Source organism: Microbacterium dextranolyticum, from assembly GCF_016907295.1.
GTDB lineage: Bacteria > Actinomycetota > Actinomycetes > Actinomycetales > Microbacteriaceae > Microbacterium > Microbacterium dextranolyticum.
In genome coordinates, this window is the sequence record NZ_JAFBBR010000001.1 from 1,741,964 (window position 1) to 1,762,002 (window position 20,039).

The 20,039-nt window shown below is 69.8% G+C and carries 21 protein-coding genes; 13 read left to right on the forward strand and 8 right to left on the reverse strand.

Going from position 1 to position 20,039, the window contains the following annotated elements; translation table 11 throughout:
• Window positions 1-3 precede the first annotated feature (3 nt).
• Window positions 4-1,197 carry a glycogen synthase gene (gene glgA / locus JOE64_RS08000; protein ID WP_204963764.1) on the reverse strand — a complete coding sequence of 398 codons (1,194 nt, stop codon included), beginning with the start codon at window positions 1,195-1,197 and terminating at the stop codon, window positions 4-6.
• 47 nt (window positions 1,198-1,244) lie between these two features.
• Between glgA and glgC the strand changes: the two genes are divergently transcribed.
• From glgC to JOE64_RS08015, 3 genes are read left to right on the forward strand one after another with little or no spacing between them, the layout of a single operon-like run.
• Window positions 1,245-2,489, forward strand: coding sequence for a glucose-1-phosphate adenylyltransferase (gene glgC / locus JOE64_RS08005; protein ID WP_204963765.1), 1,245 nt, complete (start codon window positions 1,245-1,247; stop codon window positions 2,487-2,489).
• A gap of 53 nt (window positions 2,490-2,542) precedes the next feature.
• Window positions 2,543-3,178 carry a phosphoserine phosphatase SerB gene (serB, locus tag JOE64_RS08010; RefSeq protein WP_204963766.1) on the forward strand — a complete coding sequence of 212 codons (636 nt, stop codon included), beginning with the start codon at window positions 2,543-2,545 and terminating at the stop codon, window positions 3,176-3,178.
• A gap of 49 nt (window positions 3,179-3,227) precedes the next feature.
• Window positions 3,228-3,929, forward strand: a complete 702-nt coding sequence (locus JOE64_RS08015; protein WP_204963767.1) for an alpha/beta fold hydrolase — start codon at window positions 3,228-3,230, stop codon at window positions 3,927-3,929.
• Window positions 3,930-3,978: 49 nt separating this feature from the next.
• Here JOE64_RS08015 and JOE64_RS08020 read toward each other — a convergent pair whose 3' ends face one another.
• A complete protein-coding gene (locus tag JOE64_RS08020; protein ID WP_204963768.1) occupies window positions 3,979-4,689 on the reverse strand; it encodes a beta-ketoacyl-ACP reductase in 711 nt (236 codons plus the stop codon).
• Window positions 4,690-4,772: 83 nt separating this feature from the next.
• On the opposite strand from JOE64_RS08020, the gene JOE64_RS14795 reads away from it, so the two are divergent.
• From JOE64_RS14795 to JOE64_RS08040, 4 genes are read left to right on the forward strand one after another with little or no spacing between them, the layout of a single operon-like run.
• Complete coding sequence (locus JOE64_RS14795; protein WP_204963769.1) at window positions 4,773-5,360, forward strand: DUF4190 domain-containing protein; 588 nt, start codon at window positions 4,773-4,775, stop codon at window positions 5,358-5,360.
• Between the two features lie 43 nt (window positions 5,361-5,403).
• Complete coding sequence (locus JOE64_RS08030) at window positions 5,404-5,763, forward strand: DUF3099 domain-containing protein (RefSeq protein WP_204963770.1); 360 nt, start codon at window positions 5,404-5,406, stop codon at window positions 5,761-5,763.
• The gene (locus JOE64_RS08035) at window positions 5,760-5,972 is read left to right on the forward strand and encodes a hypothetical protein (RefSeq protein ID WP_204963771.1); all 213 of its coding nucleotides are present in this window, start codon (window positions 5,760-5,762) and stop codon (window positions 5,970-5,972) included. Before JOE64_RS08030 ends, JOE64_RS08035 begins: the two co-directional genes overlap by 4 nt.
• Window positions 5,969-6,898 carry an SURF1 family cytochrome oxidase biogenesis protein gene (locus tag JOE64_RS08040; RefSeq protein WP_204963772.1) on the forward strand — a complete coding sequence of 310 codons (930 nt, stop codon included), beginning with the start codon at window positions 5,969-5,971 and terminating at the stop codon, window positions 6,896-6,898. The genes JOE64_RS08035 and JOE64_RS08040 overlap by 4 nt, the downstream gene beginning before the upstream one ends.
• A 36-nt stretch (window positions 6,899-6,934) precedes the next feature.
• Here the strand turns inward: JOE64_RS08040 and JOE64_RS08045 are convergent, their stop codons facing one another.
• On the reverse strand, window positions 6,935-8,533 hold the full coding sequence (locus JOE64_RS08045) for an ABC-F family ATP-binding cassette domain-containing protein (RefSeq protein ID WP_204963773.1): 1,599 nt from the start codon (window positions 8,531-8,533) through the stop codon (window positions 6,935-6,937).
• Between the two features lie 248 nt (window positions 8,534-8,781).
• Here JOE64_RS08045 and JOE64_RS08050 point away from each other — a divergent pair, with 248 nt between their 5' ends.
• From JOE64_RS08050 to JOE64_RS08075, 6 genes are all read left to right on the forward strand, one after another.
• Window positions 8,782-9,414 (forward strand): biotin transporter BioY, encoded by a 633-nt coding sequence (locus JOE64_RS08050; protein WP_204963774.1) that lies wholly within the window; start codon window positions 8,782-8,784, stop codon window positions 9,412-9,414.
• A 175-nt stretch (window positions 9,415-9,589) separates the two neighbouring features.
• Window positions 9,590-10,618, forward strand: coding sequence for an iron-siderophore ABC transporter substrate-binding protein (locus JOE64_RS08055; RefSeq protein WP_204963775.1), 1,029 nt, complete (start codon window positions 9,590-9,592; stop codon window positions 10,616-10,618).
• On the forward strand, window positions 10,615-11,670 hold the full coding sequence (locus tag JOE64_RS08060) for a FecCD family ABC transporter permease (RefSeq protein WP_204963776.1): 1,056 nt from the start codon (window positions 10,615-10,617) through the stop codon (window positions 11,668-11,670). Before JOE64_RS08055 ends, JOE64_RS08060 begins: the two co-directional genes overlap by 4 nt.
• Window positions 11,670-12,755, forward strand: a complete 1,086-nt coding sequence (locus tag JOE64_RS08065; protein WP_204963777.1) for a FecCD family ABC transporter permease — start codon at window positions 11,670-11,672, stop codon at window positions 12,753-12,755. Before JOE64_RS08060 ends, JOE64_RS08065 begins: the two co-directional genes overlap by 1 nt.
• Entirely contained in the window at window positions 12,752-13,633 is an 882-nt protein-coding gene (locus tag JOE64_RS08070) for an ABC transporter ATP-binding protein (protein WP_204963778.1), read from the forward strand. The genes JOE64_RS08065 and JOE64_RS08070 overlap by 4 nt, the downstream gene beginning before the upstream one ends.
• Window positions 13,630-14,541, forward strand: coding sequence for a siderophore-interacting protein (locus JOE64_RS08075; RefSeq protein ID WP_204963779.1), 912 nt, complete (start codon window positions 13,630-13,632; stop codon window positions 14,539-14,541). Before JOE64_RS08070 ends, JOE64_RS08075 begins: the two co-directional genes overlap by 4 nt.
• Here the strand turns inward: JOE64_RS08075 and JOE64_RS08080 are convergent.
• From JOE64_RS08080 to JOE64_RS08100, 5 genes are all read right to left on the reverse strand, one after another.
• Window positions 14,538-15,710 (reverse strand): MalY/PatB family protein, encoded by a 1,173-nt coding sequence (locus JOE64_RS08080; protein ID WP_204963780.1) that lies wholly within the window; start codon window positions 15,708-15,710, stop codon window positions 14,538-14,540. The two genes, JOE64_RS08075 and JOE64_RS08080, sit on opposite strands and share 4 nt — an antisense overlap.
• A gap of 101 nt (window positions 15,711-15,811) precedes the next feature.
• Window positions 15,812-17,044 carry an MFS transporter gene (locus tag JOE64_RS08085; protein ID WP_204963781.1) on the reverse strand — a complete coding sequence of 411 codons (1,233 nt, stop codon included), beginning with the start codon at window positions 17,042-17,044 and terminating at the stop codon, window positions 15,812-15,814.
• Complete coding sequence (locus JOE64_RS08090; protein ID WP_204963782.1) at window positions 17,041-17,811, reverse strand: fumarylacetoacetate hydrolase family protein; 771 nt, start codon at window positions 17,809-17,811, stop codon at window positions 17,041-17,043. Before JOE64_RS08090 ends, JOE64_RS08085 begins: the two co-directional genes overlap by 4 nt.
• Before the next feature lies 1 nt (window position 17,812).
• The gene (locus JOE64_RS08095; protein ID WP_204963783.1) at window positions 17,813-18,916 is read right to left on the reverse strand and encodes a branched-chain amino acid aminotransferase; all 1,104 of its coding nucleotides are present in this window, start codon (window positions 18,914-18,916) and stop codon (window positions 17,813-17,815) included.
• Window positions 18,917-18,951: 35 nt separating this feature from the next.
• On the reverse strand, window positions 18,952-20,004 hold the full coding sequence (locus JOE64_RS08100) for a 3-isopropylmalate dehydrogenase (RefSeq protein WP_204963784.1): 1,053 nt from the start codon (window positions 20,002-20,004) through the stop codon (window positions 18,952-18,954).
• Between the last annotated feature and the right edge of the window lie 35 nt (window positions 20,005-20,039).

Genomic DNA, 20,039 nt, shown 5'->3' on the forward strand with positions numbered 1-20,039 from the left:
AGCCTATCGGCCCGCGCCGGCCACCTCGCGGTAGAGCGCCGCCGTGGCGTCGGCGATCGCCCGCCAGCTGAACTCCTCGGCGGCGCGCGTACGACCCGCCGCGCCATACGCCCGTGCCCGCTCGGGGTCGGAGACCACCTCGGTGAGCGTTGCGGCGAGGTCGGCGACGAACCGGTCCGGGTCGGTCGGTGTGCCCGTGCCGTCCTGCACCTGGTCGATCGGGACGAGGCGCCCGGTCACTCCGTCGACCACGACCTCCGGGATCCCTCCCGTCGCCGTTCCCACGACAGCGGCACCGCACGCCATCGCCTCGAGGTTCACGATGCCGAGCGGCTCGTAGATGCTCGGGCAGACGAACGTGGTCGCCGAGGTGAGGATCGCACAGAGCTGATCGCGCTGCAGGAACTCGTCGATCCACACGACGCCGTCGCGCTGGGCCTGCAGGTCGCGCACGAGGCCTTCGACCTCGGCGAGGATCTGCGGCGTGTCCGGCGCGCCCGCGCACAGGACGATCTGCACCTCCGCGGGCAGGAGCGCCGCCGCACGCAGGAAGTACGGCAGGCCCTTCTGCCGCGTGATGCGCCCGACGAAGACGACCGAGGGGCGCTCCGGATCGATGCCGTACCGCTCGAGTAGAGCCAGGTCATCCTGAGGGTGCCAGGCTTCCACGTCGATGCCGTTGTAGATCACCCGCACCTTCGCGGGATCGAGATCCGGATAGCTGCGCAGGATGTCCCGCCGCATGCCGTCGCTGACGGCGACGACGGCGGCCGCGTTCTCGTACGCGGTCTTCTCCACGTAGCTCGAGACGGCGTAGCCGCCTCCCAGCTGCTCCGCCTTCCAGGGGCGCAGCGGTTCGAGCGAATGCGCCGTGATGACGTGCGGGATGCCGTGCAGGAGCGACCCGAGGTGACCGGCGAAGTTGGCGTACCACGTGTGGGAGTGCACGACATCTGCTCCGGCGAGGTCGCCGACGATCTCCAGGTCCACTCCGAGCGTCTGCACGGCAGCATTCGCCGCGGACAGTTCCGCCGGCACCGAGTACGCCGTCGTGTCGGCCTCGTCCCTCGGCCCACCGAACGCGCGCACCTGCACATCGACGCTCTTGCGCAGGGCTTTCACCAGCTCGGTGACGTGGACACCCGCTCCCCCGTAGATCTCCGGCGGATACTCCTTCGTGACGATGTCGACGCGCATGTCAGGAACGCTAGTACAACGTGCCGCGGGGGGAATAGTGTGGGGCCATGCCAGCAGCACCCAAGGTCTTCGGGATCGTTCTCGCCGGAGGCGAAGGCAAGCGCCTCATGCCGCTCACCGTCGACCGCGCAAAGCCCGCCGTCCCCTTCGGGGGGCAGTACCGTCTGATCGATTTCGCGATCTCCAACCTCATCAACTCGGGGTTGCGTCAGATCGTCGTGCTCACTCAGTACAAATCGCACAGCCTCGATCGGCACATCTCGCAGACGTGGCGGATGTCGGCGCTGCTCAACTCGTATGTGGCATCCGTGCCCGCGCAGCAGCGCCTGGGCAAGCGCTGGTTCTCGGGCTCGGCGGATGCGATCCTGCAGTCGCTGAACCTGATCCAGGACGAGAAGCCCGACATCGTCATGGTGATCGGTGCCGACCACGTCTACCGGATGGACTTCGAGCAGATGCTCGCGGCGCACATCGAGTCAGGAGCCAAGGCGACCGTCGCCGGAATCCGCCAGCCCATCGAGCTGGCGAACCAGTTCGGTGTGATCGACCTCGACCCGAGCGACAACGTCACGATCCGCGAGTTCCTCGAGAAGCCGCAGAACCCGACGGGTCTGCCCGACGCACCGCACGAGGTGCTGGCCTCTATGGGCAACTACATTTTCGATGCCGATGCCCTCATCGCAGCCGTCGAAGCCGACGGCGAACTGGCGGGGTCGAACCACGACATGGGCGGCGACATCATCCCCTACTTCGTGAACCGCGGCGAGGCGGCGGTCTACGACTTCAAGCGCAACGACGTTCCCGGGTCGACCGAGCGCGACCGCGACTACTGGCGCGACGTGGGCACGATCGACTCGTTCTTCGATGCGCACATGGACCTCATCTCGACGCTGCCGATCTTCAACCTGTACAACATGGATTGGCCGATCCACTCGCAGGCGGTGAACTCCCCGCCGGCGAAGTTCGTGCGCGATGGGGTGGGTCGCATGGGAAATGCGATCGACTCGATCGTCTCGCTCGGATCGGTGCTGTCGGGGACTCACCTGGAGCGGTCGGTGGTAGGCCCCTGGACCCTCGCGGCGGGCGGGTCGACCATCACCGACTCGGTGCTGTTCGACCACGTCGATGTCGGTGCGGGCGCGCGCGTGCACCGGGCGATCCTCGACAAGAACGTGGTGCTGGAGCCGGGTGCGACGGTGGGCGTGGACCGCGCTCTCGATCTTTCGCGCGGCTTCACCGTCACCGAGTCGGGCATCACCGTCGTGGGCAAGAACGCGAGGGTTCCGCGCTGACCGCCCCGCGGCGTCGGAGCGACGTGACGGCGCCGGGACGATAGGTTGGTCGGGTGCCTGACGCCCGCTTCCTCGTCGTGTTCGACGCCGACTCCACACTCCTGCGCAACGAGGTCATCGAACTCATCGCCGACGAGGCGGGGCGCGGCACAGAAGTCGCCGCGGCGACCGAAGCCGCCATGCGCGGAGAGGTCGATTTCGCGACGAGTCTGCGATCGCGCGTCCGCGCGCTCGAAGGTGTGCCGCTGGAGGCGTTCGCGCGCGTCCGGGCACGGGTCGAGCCGACCCCCGGCGCCGCAGAGCTGATCGCCGAGATCCATGCACGGGGTGGGCGTGCGGCCGTGGTCTCCGGCGGGTTCCACGAGATCCTCGACGACGTCGCTCCGCCGCTCGGCGTCGATGTCTGGCGTGCGAATCGCCTCTCGGTCGACGCCGGCCGCCTCACCGGTCTCGTGGAGGGCGACATCGTGGATGCCGCGGCCAAAGCCACGGCGCTGCGCGAGTGGGCCGCCGATGCCGGTGTGCCCCTCGCGCGCACCATCGCGATCGGGGACGGCGCGAACGACCTGCAGATGATGGCGGCCGCGGGCCTCGGAATCGCCTTCAACGCCAAGCCCGCCGTGCGTGCCCGTGCCGACCTCGTCGTCGGACCGGTGGACCTGCGCGAGATCATCGCCGTACTGCCCTGAGCCTGCGGCGGGCCTTCCGGATGTCGGCGTCCGCTTCTACTGTCGCATCATGGACGTCATCCTCATCCCCGGACTGTGGCTCGATGCATCGTCGTGGGACGACGTGCTGTCCGCGCTCCGCGGGGCCGGGCTCACTCCCCACCCGCTGACCATGCCCGGAGTGGGAGTCCCCTCTCCTGCCAGCGATGTCATCGGCATCGCCGAATGGGTGGATGCCGTGGTCGCGACGATCGACCGGCTCGAGGGTCCGGTGGTGGTCGTCGGGCACAGCGGGGGCGGCAACGTGGCGTGGGGCGCCGCCGACGCGCGCCCCCACCGCATCGCGCGTGTCGTTCTGGTCGACACGGCACCGCCGCCTCCGGGCGCGATCATCTCCGAGTTCCCGCTCGACACGGGGGTCGTGCCGTTCCCGGGATGGGACTTCTTCGATGCCGACGAGGTCTCCGACCTCGACGCCGCGACGAGAGAGCGCACCGCGCCGCGGACGTGGAGCGTGCCGGGGCGGGTTCCCACTGACGCTCTCGCACTGCGCGACGAACGTCGACATCGTGTACCCGTCACGGTTCTGTCGGGGTCGCTCGACGACGCCGCATTCCGATCGGTCCTGTCGTCCTGGCCGGCGTTCGAGCAGGAGTTCCGCGCCGTCGACGACTCCGAGGTGGTGGTGCTCGGCACGGGGCACTGGCCGCAGTTCTCCCAGCCGGAACGGTTGGGAGCGGCGATCGTCTCGGCCGTTCTCCGCGCCGGCTGAGCACCTTCCGGAGCGTTGCCCGCGGGTACCCGCCGGCTCGACGGACCTGTCAGTGCCCCATCCCGAGACCGCCGTCGACCGGGATGACCGCGCCGGAGATGTAGGCCGCGTCATCCGACGCCAGCCAGGTCACGACGCCGGCGACCTCGTCGGCCGTCGCGAACCGACCCGCCGGAATGCTGCGCTTGTACTCTGCCTGGGTCTCGTCGGGCAGCGCGGCCGTCATGTCGGTCTCGATGAACCCTGGAGCGACGACGTTCGCCGTGATCCCCCGCGCGCCGAGCTCGCGCGTGAGCGAACGGGCGAAGCCGACGAGCGCGGCCTTCGACGACGAGTAGTTGATCTGGCCCGCGGAGCCGTAGAGCCCCACGACACTGGAGATCAGGATCACGCGTCCCCACTTCGCGCGCAGCATGCCCTTCGACGCTCGCTTGACGACGCGGAACGTCCCACCCAGGTTCGTCGAGACGACGGAATCGAAGTCCTCCTCCGACATGCGCAGCAGCAGCGTGTCCTTCGTGATGCCGGCGTTCGCGACGACGACCTCGACCGGCCCCAGCTCGCGCTCGACCTCGGCGAATGCCGCATCGAGCGATGCGGCATCGGTGACATCGGCGCGCACCGTCAGCGTTCCCTCGGGTCCCTCACCCGATCGTGCGGTGACGGCCGTCTTGTACCCCGCGGCGACGAATCGCTCCGCGATCGCGCGGCCGATCCCGCGGTTGCCGCCGGTGACGAGGACGACTCTGTCGGTGGACATTCTGCTCCGATCTTCGAGGACCGGACCAGCCTAGTCGGCGGCGCCGCTCGGGCTAGGCTGGCGTGAGGCGAGAGGAGCCCACCGTGACCGATCCCCAGAACGCCCAGCCGCAGGATGCCTCGGTGCCCGGCGCCACGCCGGCGCCGCCCGCCCCGCCTGCGGCGCCGTACGATGCCGCCCCCTACCCGCCGGCGGCGACGTACCCGCCTGCGACGGATGCGCCCGCCCCGCCGTACGCGCCGCCGGCGTATCCCGCATCGCCATATGCTTCCACGCCGTCCTCGCCGTACGCGTCCGGTCCGTACGGCGGAACCTCGTCACCGTACGGCGCTCATTACCCCATGCAGACGACCCCGGGTGCGCCGCCGATTGCCCCGTACTCCTACGGTGCCTACCCCGCGCGCCGGACCAATGGACTCGCGGTCGCATCCATGATCCTCTCGATCGTCGGATTCATCTGGATCCTCCCGCTGATCGGGTCGGTGGCAGGGGCCATCATGGGGCACATCGCTCTCGGTCAGATCCGGCGCACCGGTGAATCGGGCCGCGGAATGGCACTGGCTGGTGTCATCGTCGGCTGGGCCGGTGTCGCGCTGCTGGTGATCGGCGTGCTCTTCATCATCTTCGTCACGGCGGCGGCGGGGAGCAGTTCGTATCGCTACGGCGCCTGACCGTCACGCCGCCTCACCGCTGTCGGCGTAGGCTGAACGGACCGTGAAAACCCGCTCTGCACAGCCCGCGACCTCGCTCCCCCGAGCGCCGCACGACGACGCCCACACGCGGATGACCAAGTACTTCACCATGATGTCGGTGCGGGTCGTCTGCTTCGTGCTGATGGTCGCCGTCCAGCCGTACAGCTGGTACACGTGGCTGTTCGCGGTCGGCGCGATCGTGCTGCCCTACCTCGCCGTCGTGATCGCGAATGTCGCCGCCCCTCCTGCCGCACGCGCCATCGCTCCGGAGCGGCAGCTGGCATCCGCCGCGTCGGAGGTGCCCCCCGAGGCACCGCTCAGCGCTTCTCCGGGCGTCATCCGGATCAGCGAATCGCCTCAGTCGGCGGAGGGCGAGCGATGAGTACAGTGGTTTGCTCACGCGCGGGATGCCAGGCCGAGGCACGCTGGCACGTGGTGTGGCGCAATCCCCGCATCCACGCCGCCGACCGCCGGAAGACCTGGACGGCCTGTGACGCGCACGTGGGCTATCTCCGGGATTTCCTCGCCGCGCGGGATTTCCCGGTGGTGGTGGAGCCGTTGACCGTGACCGACGGAGGAGGCCTGCCGTGACACCCGCCACTCGACGCACCGCGCTGCGCTGGACAGGCTATGTCGCCATCGCGATCGCCTTCGCGATCGCGTGCGCGTTCCTCTCGAACTGGCAGTTCACTCGGAATGCGGAGCGCTCTCGCCAGCTTGCGCTGATCTCGGCGAACTACGACGCCGTGCCCGCGCCGTTATCGGATCTCATCGCCGCCGACGGCTCCTTCGACCCCGCCGACCAGTGGCGGCCGGTGACGGTGACCGGCACCTACCTCACCGACCAGACGTTGCTGGCGCGCAATCGAGCGCATGGCGGCACGGCGGCCTTCGAGGTGCTGGTGCCGTTCCGCACCGACGCGGGGGACGTCCTGGTGATCGACCGCGGTTGGCTGCCGCCGGGTCAGCATCAACCCGATCCCGACTCCGTGCCCGCGCCGCCGAGCGGCACAGCCACGGTCGTCGCGCGCCTCATGCCGGGAGAGCCTCTGCGGAACGCTACGCAATCGGCGCCCGCGGGTCAGGTGCCGACCATCAATCTCCCCCGGATCGCCGAGCAGACCGGTGTCCCCGGTTTGATCCCGAGCGCCTACGGGCTGATGGTCTCGGAGGACCCTGCGGCCACATCGGTGCCGAACCGGCTCGAGGCTCCGTCGGACGATCCCGGACCGTATCTGTCCTATGCCATCCAGTGGATCCTGTTCGCGATCATGGGGTTCGTCTTCATCTGGTACATCATCCGTACCGAGCTGCGACACCGCCGTGAGGACGCAGAAGATGCCGCCGCCGCGGCAGGACCGACCGACACGCCTGATGCTCCCTCGATCGATGCGACGTCGACACCGGCGCCCGACGCGCGGAGCTCGCGGCGTGGTCGGCGGCGCGATGAGGAACGTCCCCGAGACCGCGACATGGAGGACGAGGACGCCCTTCTCGACGGCGTCGCCTCGCGCTGATCGCTGTCCGACGGCGCGTGATCGGCACCGTGCGGGTCAGGCGAGCTCGATCAGGTCCACGTAGTCGCGGCCCCAGATGTCCTCGACGCCGTCGGGCAGGATGAGGACGCGCTCGGGGTTGAGGGCCTGCACGGCACCCGAATCGTGCGAGACGAGCACCACGGCACCCTCGTAGTGGGCGAGCGCGCCGAGGATCTCTTCGCGCGACGCCGGATCGAGGTTGTTCGTCGGCTCGTCCAGCAGCAGCATGTTCGCCGACGAGACGACGAGAGTCGCAAGCGACAGTCGGGTCTTCTCGCCGCCGGAGAGCACCCCGGCCGGCTTCAGGACGTCGTCACCGGTGAACAGGAACGACCCGAGCACCTTCCGTGCCTCGGTGGCGGTGATGTCGGGCGCTGCGGACATCATGTTCTCGAGCACCGACCGGTTCACGTCCAGGTTCTCGTGCTCCTGCGCGTAGTAGCCGATCTTGAGGCCGTGGCCGGGCTCGAGCACGCCGGTGTCGGGCTGGTCCACGCCGGCGAGGATGCGCAGCAGCGTCGTCTTGCCGGCACCGTTGAACCCGAGGACAACGACCTTGGAGCCGCGGTCGATCGCGAGGTCGACGTCGGTGAAGATCTCCAACGACCCGTAGGACTTCGAGAGGTTCTTCGCCATGAGCGGCGTCTTGCCGCACGGCGCGGGCTTGGGGAAGCGGAGCTTCGCGACGCGGTCTTCCTGCCGGACCTCTTCCAGGCCGGAAAGCATCTTCTCGGCGCGCGCCACCATCTGATGCGCGGCGGCCGCCTTCGAGGCCTTCGCTCCGAAACGCGCCGCCTGCAGCTGCAGGGCGGTGGCCTTCTTCTCGATGTTGGTGCGCTCCTTCTTGCGGCGCTCCTCGTCGGCCACCCGCTGGCGCAGGTAGTTCTTCCAGTTCATGTTGTAGACGTCGATCACCTGGCGCATGGCGTCCAGGTAGAAGACGCGGTTCACCGTCTCTCCCACGAGCTCGACGTCGTGGGAGATGACGATCAGGCCGCCCTTGTAGTTCTTCAGGAAGTCGCGCAGCCAGACGACACTGTCGGCGTCGAGGTGGTTCGTCGGTTCGTCGAGGATCATCGTCTGGGCATCCGAGAAGAGGATGCGCGCAAGTTCGATCCGTCGACGCTGGCCTCCGGAGAGCGTTTTCAGCGGCTGGTCGAGGATGCGGTCGGGCAGAGAGAGGTTGTGCGCGATGGATGCCGCCTCGGACTCCGCGGCGTAGCCTCCCAGCGCCTCGAAGCGCTCCATGAGGTTTCCGTAGCGGCGCATCGCCTTGGCGGCGACCTTCTCATCGGCATCCCCCATCTGGAGAGATGCCTCGTGCATTTGCAGCGCGAGGGTTCCCAATCCCCGGGCATCCAGGATGCGCGTGCGCGCCAGCATCTCGGGATCGCCCGATCGCGGGTCCTGCGGGAGGTACCCCAGCTCACCGGAGCGATCCACCGTGCCGTCCGCGGGGATCAGATCGCCCGCGAGGACCTTCGTGAGCGTGGTCTTGCCGGCACCGTTGCGGCCGACGAGCCCGATCTTGTCACCATCGGAGACGCGGAACGAGACATCCGCCATGAGGGTACGGGCGCCCACGCGGATCTCGAGGTCGTGGACGGCGAGCACAGTGGAGGTCCGTTCTTCGGCGGGTGGAGGATGCGGCCGCTCGGGCCAGCCTGTCAGTCTACCGGCGCGCGGCGCCCTCGGCGGACGCAGCACGCGCCCGCCGGCTGAGGAGAGTGACAACACATTCGGCGAACGTCAGTGGACTGCGTCCAAGAACTCACCTCCCACTCCCCCTAGGCTGGGTGCGACCGACTGGCAGTTTTCCGGTCGATGTCCGTCCGCGACCATCCCATCGCTCAGGAGTGCCCATGTCTGTCGCCATCCCGTCCCGCCGCCCCGTGCTCGCGGATCTCATCGCCCGGCCCTCCGACCGCGCCCGCGCCGTCGCGCTGGATGTTGCGCTCGTGCTGGCCGGCGCTGCATTCGTCGCCGCCCTCGCTCAGGTCGAGGTGCCGTTGTGGCCGGTCCCCGTCACGGGTCAGACGCTCGCCGTCGTCGTGGTCGGCGCCGCGCTGGGAGCGCGACGTGGGGCTGCCGCGCTGGTCGCCTACCTCGTCGCCGGTCTCGCCGGTCTTCCCGTGTTCGCCGGCTTCACCGGAACGATCGCGGCGGTGGCCAAGCCGAGCTTCGGATTCATCATCGGTTTCGTGTTCGCGGCGTTCGTCGCGGGGTGGTTCGCGGAGCGGGCGTGGGACCGCAAGCCGATTCTGGCCTTCGTCGGCTTCGTTGCCGCGAGTGTCATCCCGTTCCTGTTCGGCGTGCCGTACATGGCCTTCATCCTCAACGCGGTTCTCGGCAAGGGCCTGGGGGTCGACGCGATCCTCGCCGCCGGTGTCACGCCGTTCATCCTGGGCGGCCTGATCAAGGCCGCCATCGCGGCCGTCCTCATCCCGGCCGCCTGGGTCGCGGTCCGGCGCGCAGACCGCACGAAGCGTCCCTGACACGTCCTCGTGCAACGACGGCCCCGCGGACCTGCAAGGGAACCGCGGGGCCGTCGTCGTCCCTCCGGACTGTGCACCTTCAGCCGGACTGTAGCGGGTTGACAGATCCGCACCATCGACACGTAAAGTAAGCCTGTCCTTACTTGGGCATCCTCCACCGCACAGAAGGAACCCCGTGCCTCGCATCCGTCTCGCCGCTGCCGCGCTCGCCGCCGCCGGCGCCCTGCTCCTCTCCGGCTGCGCCGGTGCCGCGTCGCCCGACGCCTCCGCGAACGGCACCGCCGCGGACGGCGCCTTCCCCGTCACGATCACCCACGCGCTCGGCGAGACGACCATCGCGGCCAAGCCCGAACGCGTCGCGACGATTTCGTGGGGGAACCAGGACGTCGCCCTCGCACTCGGTGTCGTCCCCGTCGGCATGGACTCGCAGGTATGGGCCTGGACCGGAAGCGCCGCCCCCGGTGTCTACCCGTGGACCAGCGACAAGATCACCGAGCTCGGTGGCGCGAACCCCGTGATCTTCGGCACCACCGACGGCATCGACTTCGAGAAGATCGCCGACACGAAGCCGAATGTGATCCTCGCGGCGCAGTCAGGTCTGACGGCAGCGGACTACTCGACCTTGAGCGCGATCGCTCCGGTCGTCGCCTACCCGGGTGTGCCGTGGTTCACCCCCTGGCGCGACCAGATCACCCTGAACGCCAAGGCCCTCGGGCTCGCGTCCCAAGGCGATGCACTGATTTCCGATCTCGACACGCAGATCGCGGATGCCACGGCAGGCTCCGGATTCGCCGGGAAGACCGCGGCCTTCTTCTACGCGAGTTCCTCCGACCTCTCCAAGGTGTCGCTCTACACGGGCGGCGATCCTCGCACCGCCTTCCTGCACGACCTCGGGTTCGGCCTTCCGAAGGTCGCGGCGGACGCCGCGGCGAAGGGGACGTTCTACCTCGACTTCAGCGCAGAGAACGCCGACCAGCTGGCCGATGTCGATGTCATCGTGGCCTACGGCGACGCCGGTCTCCTGCCGGCGCTGCAGGCAGACCCGCTGTGGAGCACCCTCCCGGCGGTCAAGAACGGGGCCGTGCTCGCCGTCGGCCAGGGCGACGCGTTCAGCGCCGCGGTGACACCCACGCCGCTGTCCATCCCCTGGGTGCTCAAGGACTACGTCGCGAAGCTCGAAGACGTGGCCGCGAAGGTGAAGTGACGTCGGCCACCACGACGCCGCGCCGCGCGCTCTCCTCTGCGGGGGGCGCGCGGCGGCGCGTCGCCTGCCTCGCGATCGGCGTCGCACTCGTGGTGGCGTCGATCGTCGCGTCGCTCTCGTTCGGATCCCGAGCCGTCGACGCAGCGCAGACCGTCGACGGCATCTCGGCGTGGCTCCGCGGCGAGACGCCCACCGACATCGGCGCCCTCGCCGTGCAGAGCCGTGTTCCGCGTACCGTGCTCGCTCTCCTCGCCGGGGCGGCCCTGGCTCTCTCCGGCGCGCTGATGCAGGCGATCACCCGCAACCCGCTGGCGGACCCCGGCATCCTCGGGGTGAACACGGGAGCAGCACTGGCCGTCGTGATCGGCATCGCGTTCTTCGGGATCTCCGGCGCGCTCGGCTACCTCGCCATGGCGCTCGTCGGAGCATTCGCGGCGGCGCTCTTCGTGTACTTCGTGGGGTCCGTGGGCCCCGGCGGTACAGCCCCGATCAAGCTCGCCCTGGCGGGCGCGGCGACGACGGCGGCCCTCTCGTCGCTCGTCGCGGCCATCCTGCTGCCCCGCCAGGCGGTCATGGAGGAGTTCCGATACTGGCAGGTGGGCAACGTCGCTCGTGCCGACTGGGCAACGATGGCGATCATCGTTCCCGTGCTGGTCGTCGGCGGGCTCATCGCCTTCCTCTGTGCGTCGTCGCTGAACGCTCTCGCGTTGGGGGATGACGTCGCCGTCGGCCTCGGCGTTCACGTCGGGCGCGTGCGTGTCGTCGCCGCACTGGCGGGTGTCGCGCTCTGCGCCGCCGTCACGTCCGTCGCGGGGCCGACCGGCTTCGTCGGTCTGATGGTGCCTCACGCGGTGCGCCTCGCGTCCGGCCCGGATCAGCGGTGGCTTCTGCCGCTGTCGGCGCTCGGCGGAGCCGTCCTGCTGACCGCCGCCGACACGATCGGCCGCGTGCTCGGGTCGCCCGGCGAGGTCGAGGCGGGTATCGTCACCGCATTCCTGGGTGCACCGGTCCTCATCGCCATCGCTCGTCGAACGCGGATGAAGGCACTGTGATGGGCGTCGCCGCCGCACCGCCCGTCCGATCGTCCGCTCCGGCATCCGATGCGGCATCGACCGCGCTCGATCGCGTCCGCACGGGTCGCGCCCGGCGCGCGCGACGCCGCATCATCGCCCTGTCGACGATGGCCGTCGTCATCGCCACGCTCTTCGTCGCGATGCTGATGCTCGGCAACACCATCTATCCGCTGTCCGATGTCGTCGGGGTGCTCCTCGGGCAGCAGGTGCCCGGGGCATCCTTCACGGTGGGAACCCTGCGCCTCCCCCGCGCCGTGACCGCGGTCCTCGCCGGCGTGGCCTTCGGCGTGGCGGGCTCGACGTTCCAGACGATGCTGCGCAATCCGCTCGCGAGTCCCGACGTCATCGGGATCACGTCCGGCGCGAGTGCGGCGGCGATCCTGTCGCTGGTGATCCTGCACTGGTCGAGTGGAGCGACCATGGCTCTGGCTCTCACAGCGGGCATCGCCACCGCTCTCGTGATCTATCTCGCCGCTCGCGGCGGCGAATCCACCGGAGGCAGGCTCATCCTCATCGGCATCGGCGTGGGCGCGATGCTCGACGCCGTCGTGGCATACCTGCTGCTGCGCGCGGCCGTCTGGGACCTCTCGGCGGCCGCCCGGTGGATGACCGGCAGCCTCAACGGCGCGCGGATGGAAGACGTGCCTCCCCTCGCGATCGCGGTCGTGGTCCTGGTCCCCGTCGTCCTGCTGCTCTCGCGGGATCTCGGCGCCCTCTCGCTCGGCGATGCCTCTGCGACGGCGCTCGGGGTACGCGTGGACCGCACCCGCGTCATCCTGGTGCTGGCCGCCGTCGGGCTGGCCTGTGTGGCCACGGCGACGACGGGGCCCATCGCCTTCGTCGCGTTCCTCGCCGGACCGATCGCGACCCGCCTCGTCGGGGCCGGCTCGTCCATCGTGCTGCCGGCGGCGCTCACGGGCGCGTGCCTCGTGCTCGCCGCCGATCTCCTCGGGCAGTTCGCCTTCGACACCAAGTTCCCGGTCGGTGTCGTCACGGGCGTCCTCGGCGCGCCGTACCTGTTGTACCTGCTCATCCGTACCAACCGCCGCGGAGGATCCTCATGACCGCTCAGCACACCCTGCGAACCGACGCGCTGGTCTCGGGCTACGGCCGCACGAGCATCGTCCAGGGGGTCGACCTCGAGATCCCACCGGGGAGCATCAGTGCGATCGTCGGGGCGAACGCGTGCGGCAAGTCGACCTTGCTGAAGACGATCTCGAGGCTGGTTCCGATCCAGAGCGGAGCGGTCGTCCTCGACGGACGCAGCATCGACCGCATCCCGACGAAGGATCTCGCGCGGACACTGGGGCTTCTCCCCCAGCAGCCGGTCGCCCCGGAGGGGATCGTCGTCGCGGATCTGGTCGGGCGCGGTCGGCACCCGCATCAGAAGCTCTTTCGCAGCTGGACGGCCGATGACGATCGCGCCGTCACCGACGCGCTGGTGGCGACCGGTGCGCTGGAGCTCGCCGACCGCACCGTCGATGAGCTCTCCGGCGGGCAGCGGCAGCGCGTCTGGATCGCCATGGCGCTCGCGCAGGAGACCGACATCCTGCTGCTGGACGAGCCGACGACGTTCCTCGACATCTCCCACCAGATCGACGTCCTCGACCTCCTCACCGATCTGAACCGCGATCGCGGCACGACGATCGTCATGGTGCTACACGACATCAATCTCGCCGCTCGCTACGCCGATCACCTTTTCGCCCTGCGCGCCGGGCGCCTGGTGGCCGGCGGAGCGCCGCGTGAGGTGGTCACGAGCGCTCTCATGCGCGCGGTGTTCGACGTGGACGCCCTCGTCATCGACGACCCGGTCTCGGGAGCACCGCTCGTCCTGCCGCGCGGGCGCCACCGCGTACACACCGACGGCGCGAGCCCCCGCGAGACGGCCGCGACGGCCCTCGATCCCCTCACCCCCTCGACCCCCACGGAAGGAACCCGATGACTGCCGCGACCCGCCCAGAGAGCCGCTTCTTCCCGGTGAAGGTGTCTGCGATCACACAGCTCACGCCGAGCTTCCGCCGGTTCACCTTCCGCGGCGACGACCTCGCCGACTACGGCGATCCCGGTTTCGATCAGCGCATCAAGATCGTCTTCCCCACGGCGAGCACACCGCTGTCGGCCATGCCGACCGGTGCGGACTGGTGGACGCGGTGGCGCGAGCTCGATGACGACGTGCGGCCGCCCTTCCGCACCTACACGACGCGCTATGTCCGCCGCGACCGTCGCGAGGTCGACGTGGACATGGTCTCGCACGATGTGCTCGGTCCCGCGTCGGCGTGGATCGCCGAGGCGCGCGTCGGGGACGACGTGCTCATCTTCGCCCCGACCACGGCGCACCCGGACGTCAGCTACGGCGTCGACTTCGTGCCGCCGGCGCGCACCGATGACATCCTGCTCGCGGGCGACGAGACCGCGGCGCCCGCCATCGCGGCGATCCTCGAGCAGTTGTCCGCGGATGTCCGGGGCACGGTCGTCCTCGAGGTGCCGGACGCGGAGGATGCGGCCTACCTGCCCGTGCATCCCGGTTTCGACTACCGCGTCGGAGCTCGCGCGGGGCGCGTACGCCACGACCATCTCGTGGTGGAGGTCGAAGCCGCGGCGGCCCGACTGGTGCCGCGTGGACGGGGAGCCGACGTCGAGGAGATCGACATCGACACCGACATCCTGTGGGACGTGCCCCGCACAGCCAAGGGCGGCGCCGCGCTGAAGAGTGCGCGCCTGTACGCGTGGCTTGCCGGTGAGGCCGGCGCCATCAAGACCCTCCGACGCCACCTGGTGACCGATCACGGCGTCGACCGGCGCGCGGTCGCCTTCATGGGCTACTGGAGGCTCGGGAAGGCCGAGCTCTAAACCCGTCCGTCCGCGCGGGCGACGGCGCCGATGCGCTCGATCGCCTCTGCGAGGACCTCCGGCGAGCAGCCGAAGTTCAGCCGCACGTAGCCCACTCCCTGCGGGCCGAAGGCCGGGCCGTGGTGCAGCGCCACCTTCGCCGCGTCGAGCAGATGCGCCGCGGGGTCGTCGCCCCAGCCATAGGCCGAGACGTCGATCCAGGCGAGGTAGCCGGCATCGGGCTCGCGGTACCGTGCGAGCGGCAGATGATCGCGGAGCATCTCCGTCAACAGCCGACGATTGCGTGCAAGGGCCGCGCGCAGGGCATCCAGCCAGTCGTCGGAAGTCGGCGCGAACGCCGCGACGCTCGCCATCGCACCGAACAGCCCGGTACGCCACTCGACCTCGGGGTTGAGCCCGCGCACGATGTCGGCGGTACTGTCGGAGGCCGTGACCATCAGCGCGCATTTCAGGCCGGCGAGGTTGTACGCCTTCGACGAGCTGGTGACCGCGTAGCCCACCTCCGCCGCCCGTCCGCCGGCGGCGAGGAACGGCGTGAACGTGGAACCGTCGTGGGTCAGGGGTCCGTGGATCTCGTCGCTGATGACGACCGCGCCGTGCCGCGCCGCGATCTCCGCGAGCTCGGCCAGCGTTCCCGCATCGTGCACGGTACCTGTGGGATTGTGCGGGCTGCACAGCAGCACGGCCCGGGCGCCGCCGGCGAGAGCGCGTTCGATGCCCGGAAGATCGAGGCGCCACCCCGCACCGGTGTCTTGGAGAGGCACCGGCTCGTCCCGGCATCCGGCTTCATCGATGCACAGACCGAACGGCGGGTACACCGGCGGCGTCGTCACCACGCGGTCACCGGGGCGAGTCGTCGCGCGGAGCAGCTCCACCACGCCCATCATGACGTCCGCGGTGCTGCGAATCCGTGCGGGATCCACCTCCCAGCCGAAACGGCGTCGCGCGAACCCCGCGAATGCGGCGGCGAGCCCCGGGTCGGGCGGGGTGTACCCCGTGTCCCCCGTGGCCACCGCGGTCGTCAGAACCTCGGTGATCGCCGGGGCGAGCGCGAAATCCGTCTCGGCGACGAACATCGGCAGCACGTCCTCGGGGTACGTGCGCCATTTCGTGCTCGACCGGCGGCGGAGGACGTCCAGAGGCAGTGCCTCGAGCGGCTGAGGGGTCATCCGTCGAGCCTATCGATCCCCTTTCGAGCGCGTCGCCCCGCGTCGTCGTGGGTCACGGCCACAGGCGCGCGGTGAGAGCGTCGCGGCGGACGGGACGATCGTCACCTGCGCGCGGCGTACGGTGCCAGGGCAGTCACCACGACCACGATGACGAGCGCGACGAGGGCCAGGCCCCCGTAACCGATCGCTCCGAGCACGATGCCGGCGAGAACGGCGCCGACGGCGGCACTTCCCGTCATCACCGTGTCGCTGATGCCCTGGCGGCGCGGGCGCACGGCCGTGCGCGAGCTCTCCGTCAGCAGTGCGGCGCCTGCGACGGTCGCGGCACTCCATCCCGCCCCGAGCAGGAACAGCGCGACCAGGACCGCCCACGGCGAACCGGGCAGGATCGCCGCGATGACGAGGGATGCCGCGAGCAGGCCCTGCCCGATGAGGATCGTCGCGATCCTCCCGGTGCGGTCCGCGAGCATCCCGAACAGCGGGGACAGACCGTACATGCCGAAGACGTGCAGCGCGATCGTGACGCCCACGATGAGCGTGACGTGATCGGGCTCGAGGTGGGCCAGATGAATGGGCGTCATCGCCATGACCGATGCCATCACGACGTGCGAACCCGCGACCGCGAAGATCGCGTACCGCGCCGTGAGCGGGCGGTCGGCCTCCACGATGTGACTCGCCCGCGCCGCACCCTCGCGATCGAGGCGCTGTGCCGTGAGCAGCGGGTCGGGCCGGAGGGCGATGAGATACAACGCCAGTGCCGCGATCTGCGCAAGGATCGAGAACGCGTACGCCCCGGTCAGCGGCGGCATACCGAGCAGCTGCCCCACGGACTCGCCGGGGGTGAGGAGCAGCGGCCCCGCGACCCCGCCGACCGTCGTCGCCCAGACGACGGTGCCGAGATCGCGCCCGCGCCTCTCCGACACGGCGAGATCGGTCGCGGCGAAGCGCGACTGCAGGTTGCCGGCGTTCCCCGCGCCGATGAGGACCACACCCACCAGGAACAATGCGAACAGCTCGAGCTGCGCGGCGGTGATCACGAGCGCGATACCCGTCAGCGCGAACGCGTTGCCGAGCGTCAGGGCCCGTCGCCGCCCGTGACGGGCCGCGAGGCGGGCGAGCGGGATCGCGCACAGAGCGGCCCCCAGCGTCACCGACGCGGTGGCCAGTCCCGACAGCGACTCCTCGCCCGACAGCTTCGAGGCCAGAAGAGCGCCGAGCGAGACGGTCGCGCCGAACGCGATGCCGCCGAGCACCTGTCCGGCGGCGAGCGTTCGCACCGTCCGCCGCTGGAGAGCGGCAACCCCGTCCGGAGAGCGCGGCGGCGACGCGGTCATCCCGCGTCGCGCGCGGTGTTCCGGAGCGTTCCGAGTCCGGTAATCTCGACCTCGATGGTCTGCCCCGCGTCGAACGGACCGATCCCGGCCGGCGTGCCGGTGAGGATCACGTCGCCCGGCAGCAGGGTGAAAGCGGCCGACGCGTACGCGATGATCTCGGGAACGGAATGCACCATGTCCGAGATCGGGCCGTCCTGGCGCACCTCACCGTCGACACGCGTGACGATCCGGGCTCCCCCGGCGAGATCGAACTCGGTCTCGATCGCCGGGCCCAGCGGGCAGAACGTGTCGAACCCCTTGGCCCGAGCCCACTGGCCGTCCGCGGCCTGCAGATCGCGTGCCGTGACATCATTGCCGATCGTGTAGCCGAAGACGTGATCCAGGGCATCCGCCGCCGACACGTTCTTCGCGACGCGACCGATCACGACCGCGAGCTCGCCCTCGAAGTCGGTGCGCTGCGACTGCGGTGGGCGCACGATGGCATCCCCTGGTCCGATCACCGACGTGTTCGGCTTCAGGAACAGCAACGGCGCCGCGGGCGCCTCTCCACCCATCTCCGCCGCGTGGTCGCGATAGTTCTTGCCCACGCACACGACCTTGGACCGGGGGATCACGGGCGCGAGGAGAGAAACCTCCGCGAGAGACACCCGCTCCCCCGTCGTCTCGAAGCCGGCGAACAGCGGGTCGCCCGCGAGGACGACCAGATCGGTGCCGTCGAGGATGCCGAAGCGGATCGCGTCGGCGTGGGCGAACCGGACGACCCGCATCTCAGGCGTCCAGGCGCTGCAGCCAGCCGTGCACGTCCTCGCGGCGGCCGTACTGGATGTCGGTGAGTTCTTCACGCAGCGACAGCGCGAGCTCCCCGAGAGGCTGCTCGTCGATGAAATCGGTGCCCTTCAGGACGCCGATGGGTGCGATGACGGCGGCCGTGCCGCAGGCGAACACCTCGACGATGTCGCCGGATGCCACGCCCTGTCGCCATTCGTCGATCGACACGGCGCGCCCTTCGACCTTGTGGCCGCGGGCGGCGGCGAGCTGCAGGATCGAGTCGCGCGTGATGCCCTCGAGGATCGACCCCGACTGGGGAGTGACGAGGGTGCCGTCCTTGTAGACGAACACGACGTTCATTCCGCCGAGCTCTTCGACGTTACGCTCGGGGTCGAGGAAGACCACCTGGTCGCAGCCCTGCTCGTACGCCTCCGCCTGCGGCAACAGGCTCGCGGCGTAGTTGCCGCCGGTCTTGGCCGCGCCCGTGCCGCCCTTGCCGGCACGCGCGTACTGCTCACTCAGCCAGATGGACACCGGCTTCGCCCCGCCCTTGAAGTACGCCCCGACGGGCGAGGCGATGACGTAGTAGCCGACCTTGTTGGCCGGGCGCACCCCGAGGAACGCCTCCTTGGCGAACATGAACGGACGCAGGTAGAGGCTCTGGTCGGCACCGGAGGGCACCCAGGCGCCGTCGACCGCGATGAGCGCCTTCAGCGACTCGAGGAAGTACTCGACGGGCAGTTCCGGCAGGGCGAGCCGACGGGCGCTGCGCTGCAGACGCAGGGCGTTCTGGTCGGGGCGGAACGTGTGGATCGACCCGTCGGCGTGACGATACGCCTTGATGCCTTCGAAGATCTCCTGACCGTAGTGCAGCACCGCTGCGGCCGGGTCGAGCGAGAGCGGACCGTAGGGCTGCACGCGCGGGCGGTGCCAGCCGCCACGCACCGACCAGCAGATGTCCACCATGTGGTCCGTGAACGCCTCTCCGAAGGCGGGGTCCGCCAGGAGGGCGTCGCGCTCGGCATCCGATTTCGCGGCGAGATTCTTCGTGACGCTGAACTCGAGCGGGGCGAGTCCGGCGTCGGGGTCGTATGTGAGGCTCATGTCATACCTGATTTCCGTGCGGGAGCGGCTCCAGGCTACGCCTGGACAGCCGCGACGATGGCGTCGCCGACCTCTGCGGTCGTGCGGGCGGCGGTCCCTCGGTTCGCGATGTCCGCCTCGACGGCGCGGGTGACGCGCGCGGCTTCGTCCGTGAGCCCGAGGTGATCGAGCATGAGGGCGACGGAGAGGATCGCGGCCGTGGGGTCGGCCTTTTGCTGGCCTGCGATGTCCGGCGCCGAGCCGTGCACGGGCTCGAACATCGAGGGGAACGCGCCGTCGGGGTTGATGTTCCCCGATGCGGCGAGGCCGATGCCTCCGGTGACGGCGCCGGCCAAGTCGGTGAGGATGTCGCCGAAGAGGTTGTCGGTGACGATCACATCGAAACGGCCCGGGTTCGTGACCAGGAAGATGGTGGCCGCATCGACGTGGATATAGTCTACGGCGACCTCGGGGTACTCGGTGGCCACGGCATCTACGATGCGCTTCCACATGCCGCCGGCATGGACCAGCACGTTCGTCTTGTGCACCAGGGTCAGCGAGCGGCGGCGGCGCTGCGCCTGCGCGAACGCGTACCGGACGACGCGTTCGACCCCGAAGGCGGTGTTGACCGACGTCTCGTTGGCCACCTCGTGGGGCGTGCCGGTACGGATCGACCCGCCGTTGCCGACGTAGGGCCCCTCGGTCCCCTCGCGCACGACGACGAAGTCGATCTCGCCCGGTTCCGCGAGCGGGCCGGACGCGCCGGTGTAGAGCTTCGACGGACGCAGGTTCACGTAGTGATCGAGCGAGAACCGCAGCTTCAGCAGCAGACCCCGCTCGATGTTGGCATCCTTCAGCCGCGGGTCGCCGGGCACGCCGCCGACCGCGCCGAGCAGGATCGCGTCGTGTGACGCGATCGCGGCGAGGTCGTCGTCGGTGAGCGTGTCACCGGTCTCGAGGTAGCGCGTCGCACCGAGCGAGAACCGCGTCTTCTCGAAGGCAACCTCGGAGCCGGCGGTCACCGCATCGAGGACCTTCTCCGCCTCGGCGACGACTTCGGGACCGATGCCATCGCCGGGGATGACGGCCAGAGTGACGACGCGCGACATGGAACTCCTCGTGCTCAGGGGACGCCGACGCACGA

What these genes read in the sequence shown, in the direction of transcription:
- glgA (WP_204963764.1), bottom strand. Translation starts at nt 1,197, where the DNA reads ATGCGCGTCGACATCGTCACGAAGGAGTATCCGCCGGAGATCTACGGG.
- glgC (WP_204963765.1), top strand. Translation starts at nt 1,245, where the DNA reads ATGCCAGCAGCACCCAAGGTCTTCGGGATCGTTCTCGCCGGAGGCGAA.
- JOE64_RS08015 (WP_204963767.1), top strand. Translation starts at nt 3,228, where the DNA reads ATGGACGTCATCCTCATCCCCGGACTGTGGCTCGATGCATCGTCGTGG.
- JOE64_RS08020 (WP_204963768.1), bottom strand. Translation starts at nt 4,689, where the DNA reads ATGTCCACCGACAGAGTCGTCCTCGTCACCGGCGGCAACCGCGGGATC.
- JOE64_RS08035 (WP_204963771.1), top strand. Translation starts at nt 5,760, where the DNA reads ATGAGTACAGTGGTTTGCTCACGCGCGGGATGCCAGGCCGAGGCACGC.
- JOE64_RS08050 (WP_204963774.1), top strand. Translation starts at nt 8,782, where the DNA reads ATGTCTGTCGCCATCCCGTCCCGCCGCCCCGTGCTCGCGGATCTCATC.
- JOE64_RS08065 (WP_204963777.1), top strand. Translation starts at nt 11,670, where the DNA reads ATGGGCGTCGCCGCCGCACCGCCCGTCCGATCGTCCGCTCCGGCATCC.
- JOE64_RS08070 (WP_204963778.1), top strand. Translation starts at nt 12,752, where the DNA reads ATGACCGCTCAGCACACCCTGCGAACCGACGCGCTGGTCTCGGGCTAC.
- JOE64_RS08075 (WP_204963779.1), top strand. Translation starts at nt 13,630, where the DNA reads ATGACTGCCGCGACCCGCCCAGAGAGCCGCTTCTTCCCGGTGAAGGTG.
- JOE64_RS08080 (WP_204963780.1), bottom strand. Translation starts at nt 15,710, where the DNA reads ATGACCCCTCAGCCGCTCGAGGCACTGCCTCTGGACGTCCTCCGCCGC.
- JOE64_RS08085 (WP_204963781.1), bottom strand. Translation starts at nt 17,044, where the DNA reads ATGACCGCGTCGCCGCCGCGCTCTCCGGACGGGGTTGCCGCTCTCCAG.
- JOE64_RS08090 (WP_204963782.1), bottom strand. Translation starts at nt 17,811, where the DNA reads ATGCGGGTCGTCCGGTTCGCCCACGCCGACGCGATCCGCTTCGGCATC.
- JOE64_RS08095 (WP_204963783.1), bottom strand. Translation starts at nt 18,916, where the DNA reads ATGAGCCTCACATACGACCCCGACGCCGGACTCGCCCCGCTCGAGTTC.
- JOE64_RS08100 (WP_204963784.1), bottom strand. Translation starts at nt 20,004, where the DNA reads ATGTCGCGCGTCGTCACTCTGGCCGTCATCCCCGGCGATGGCATCGGT.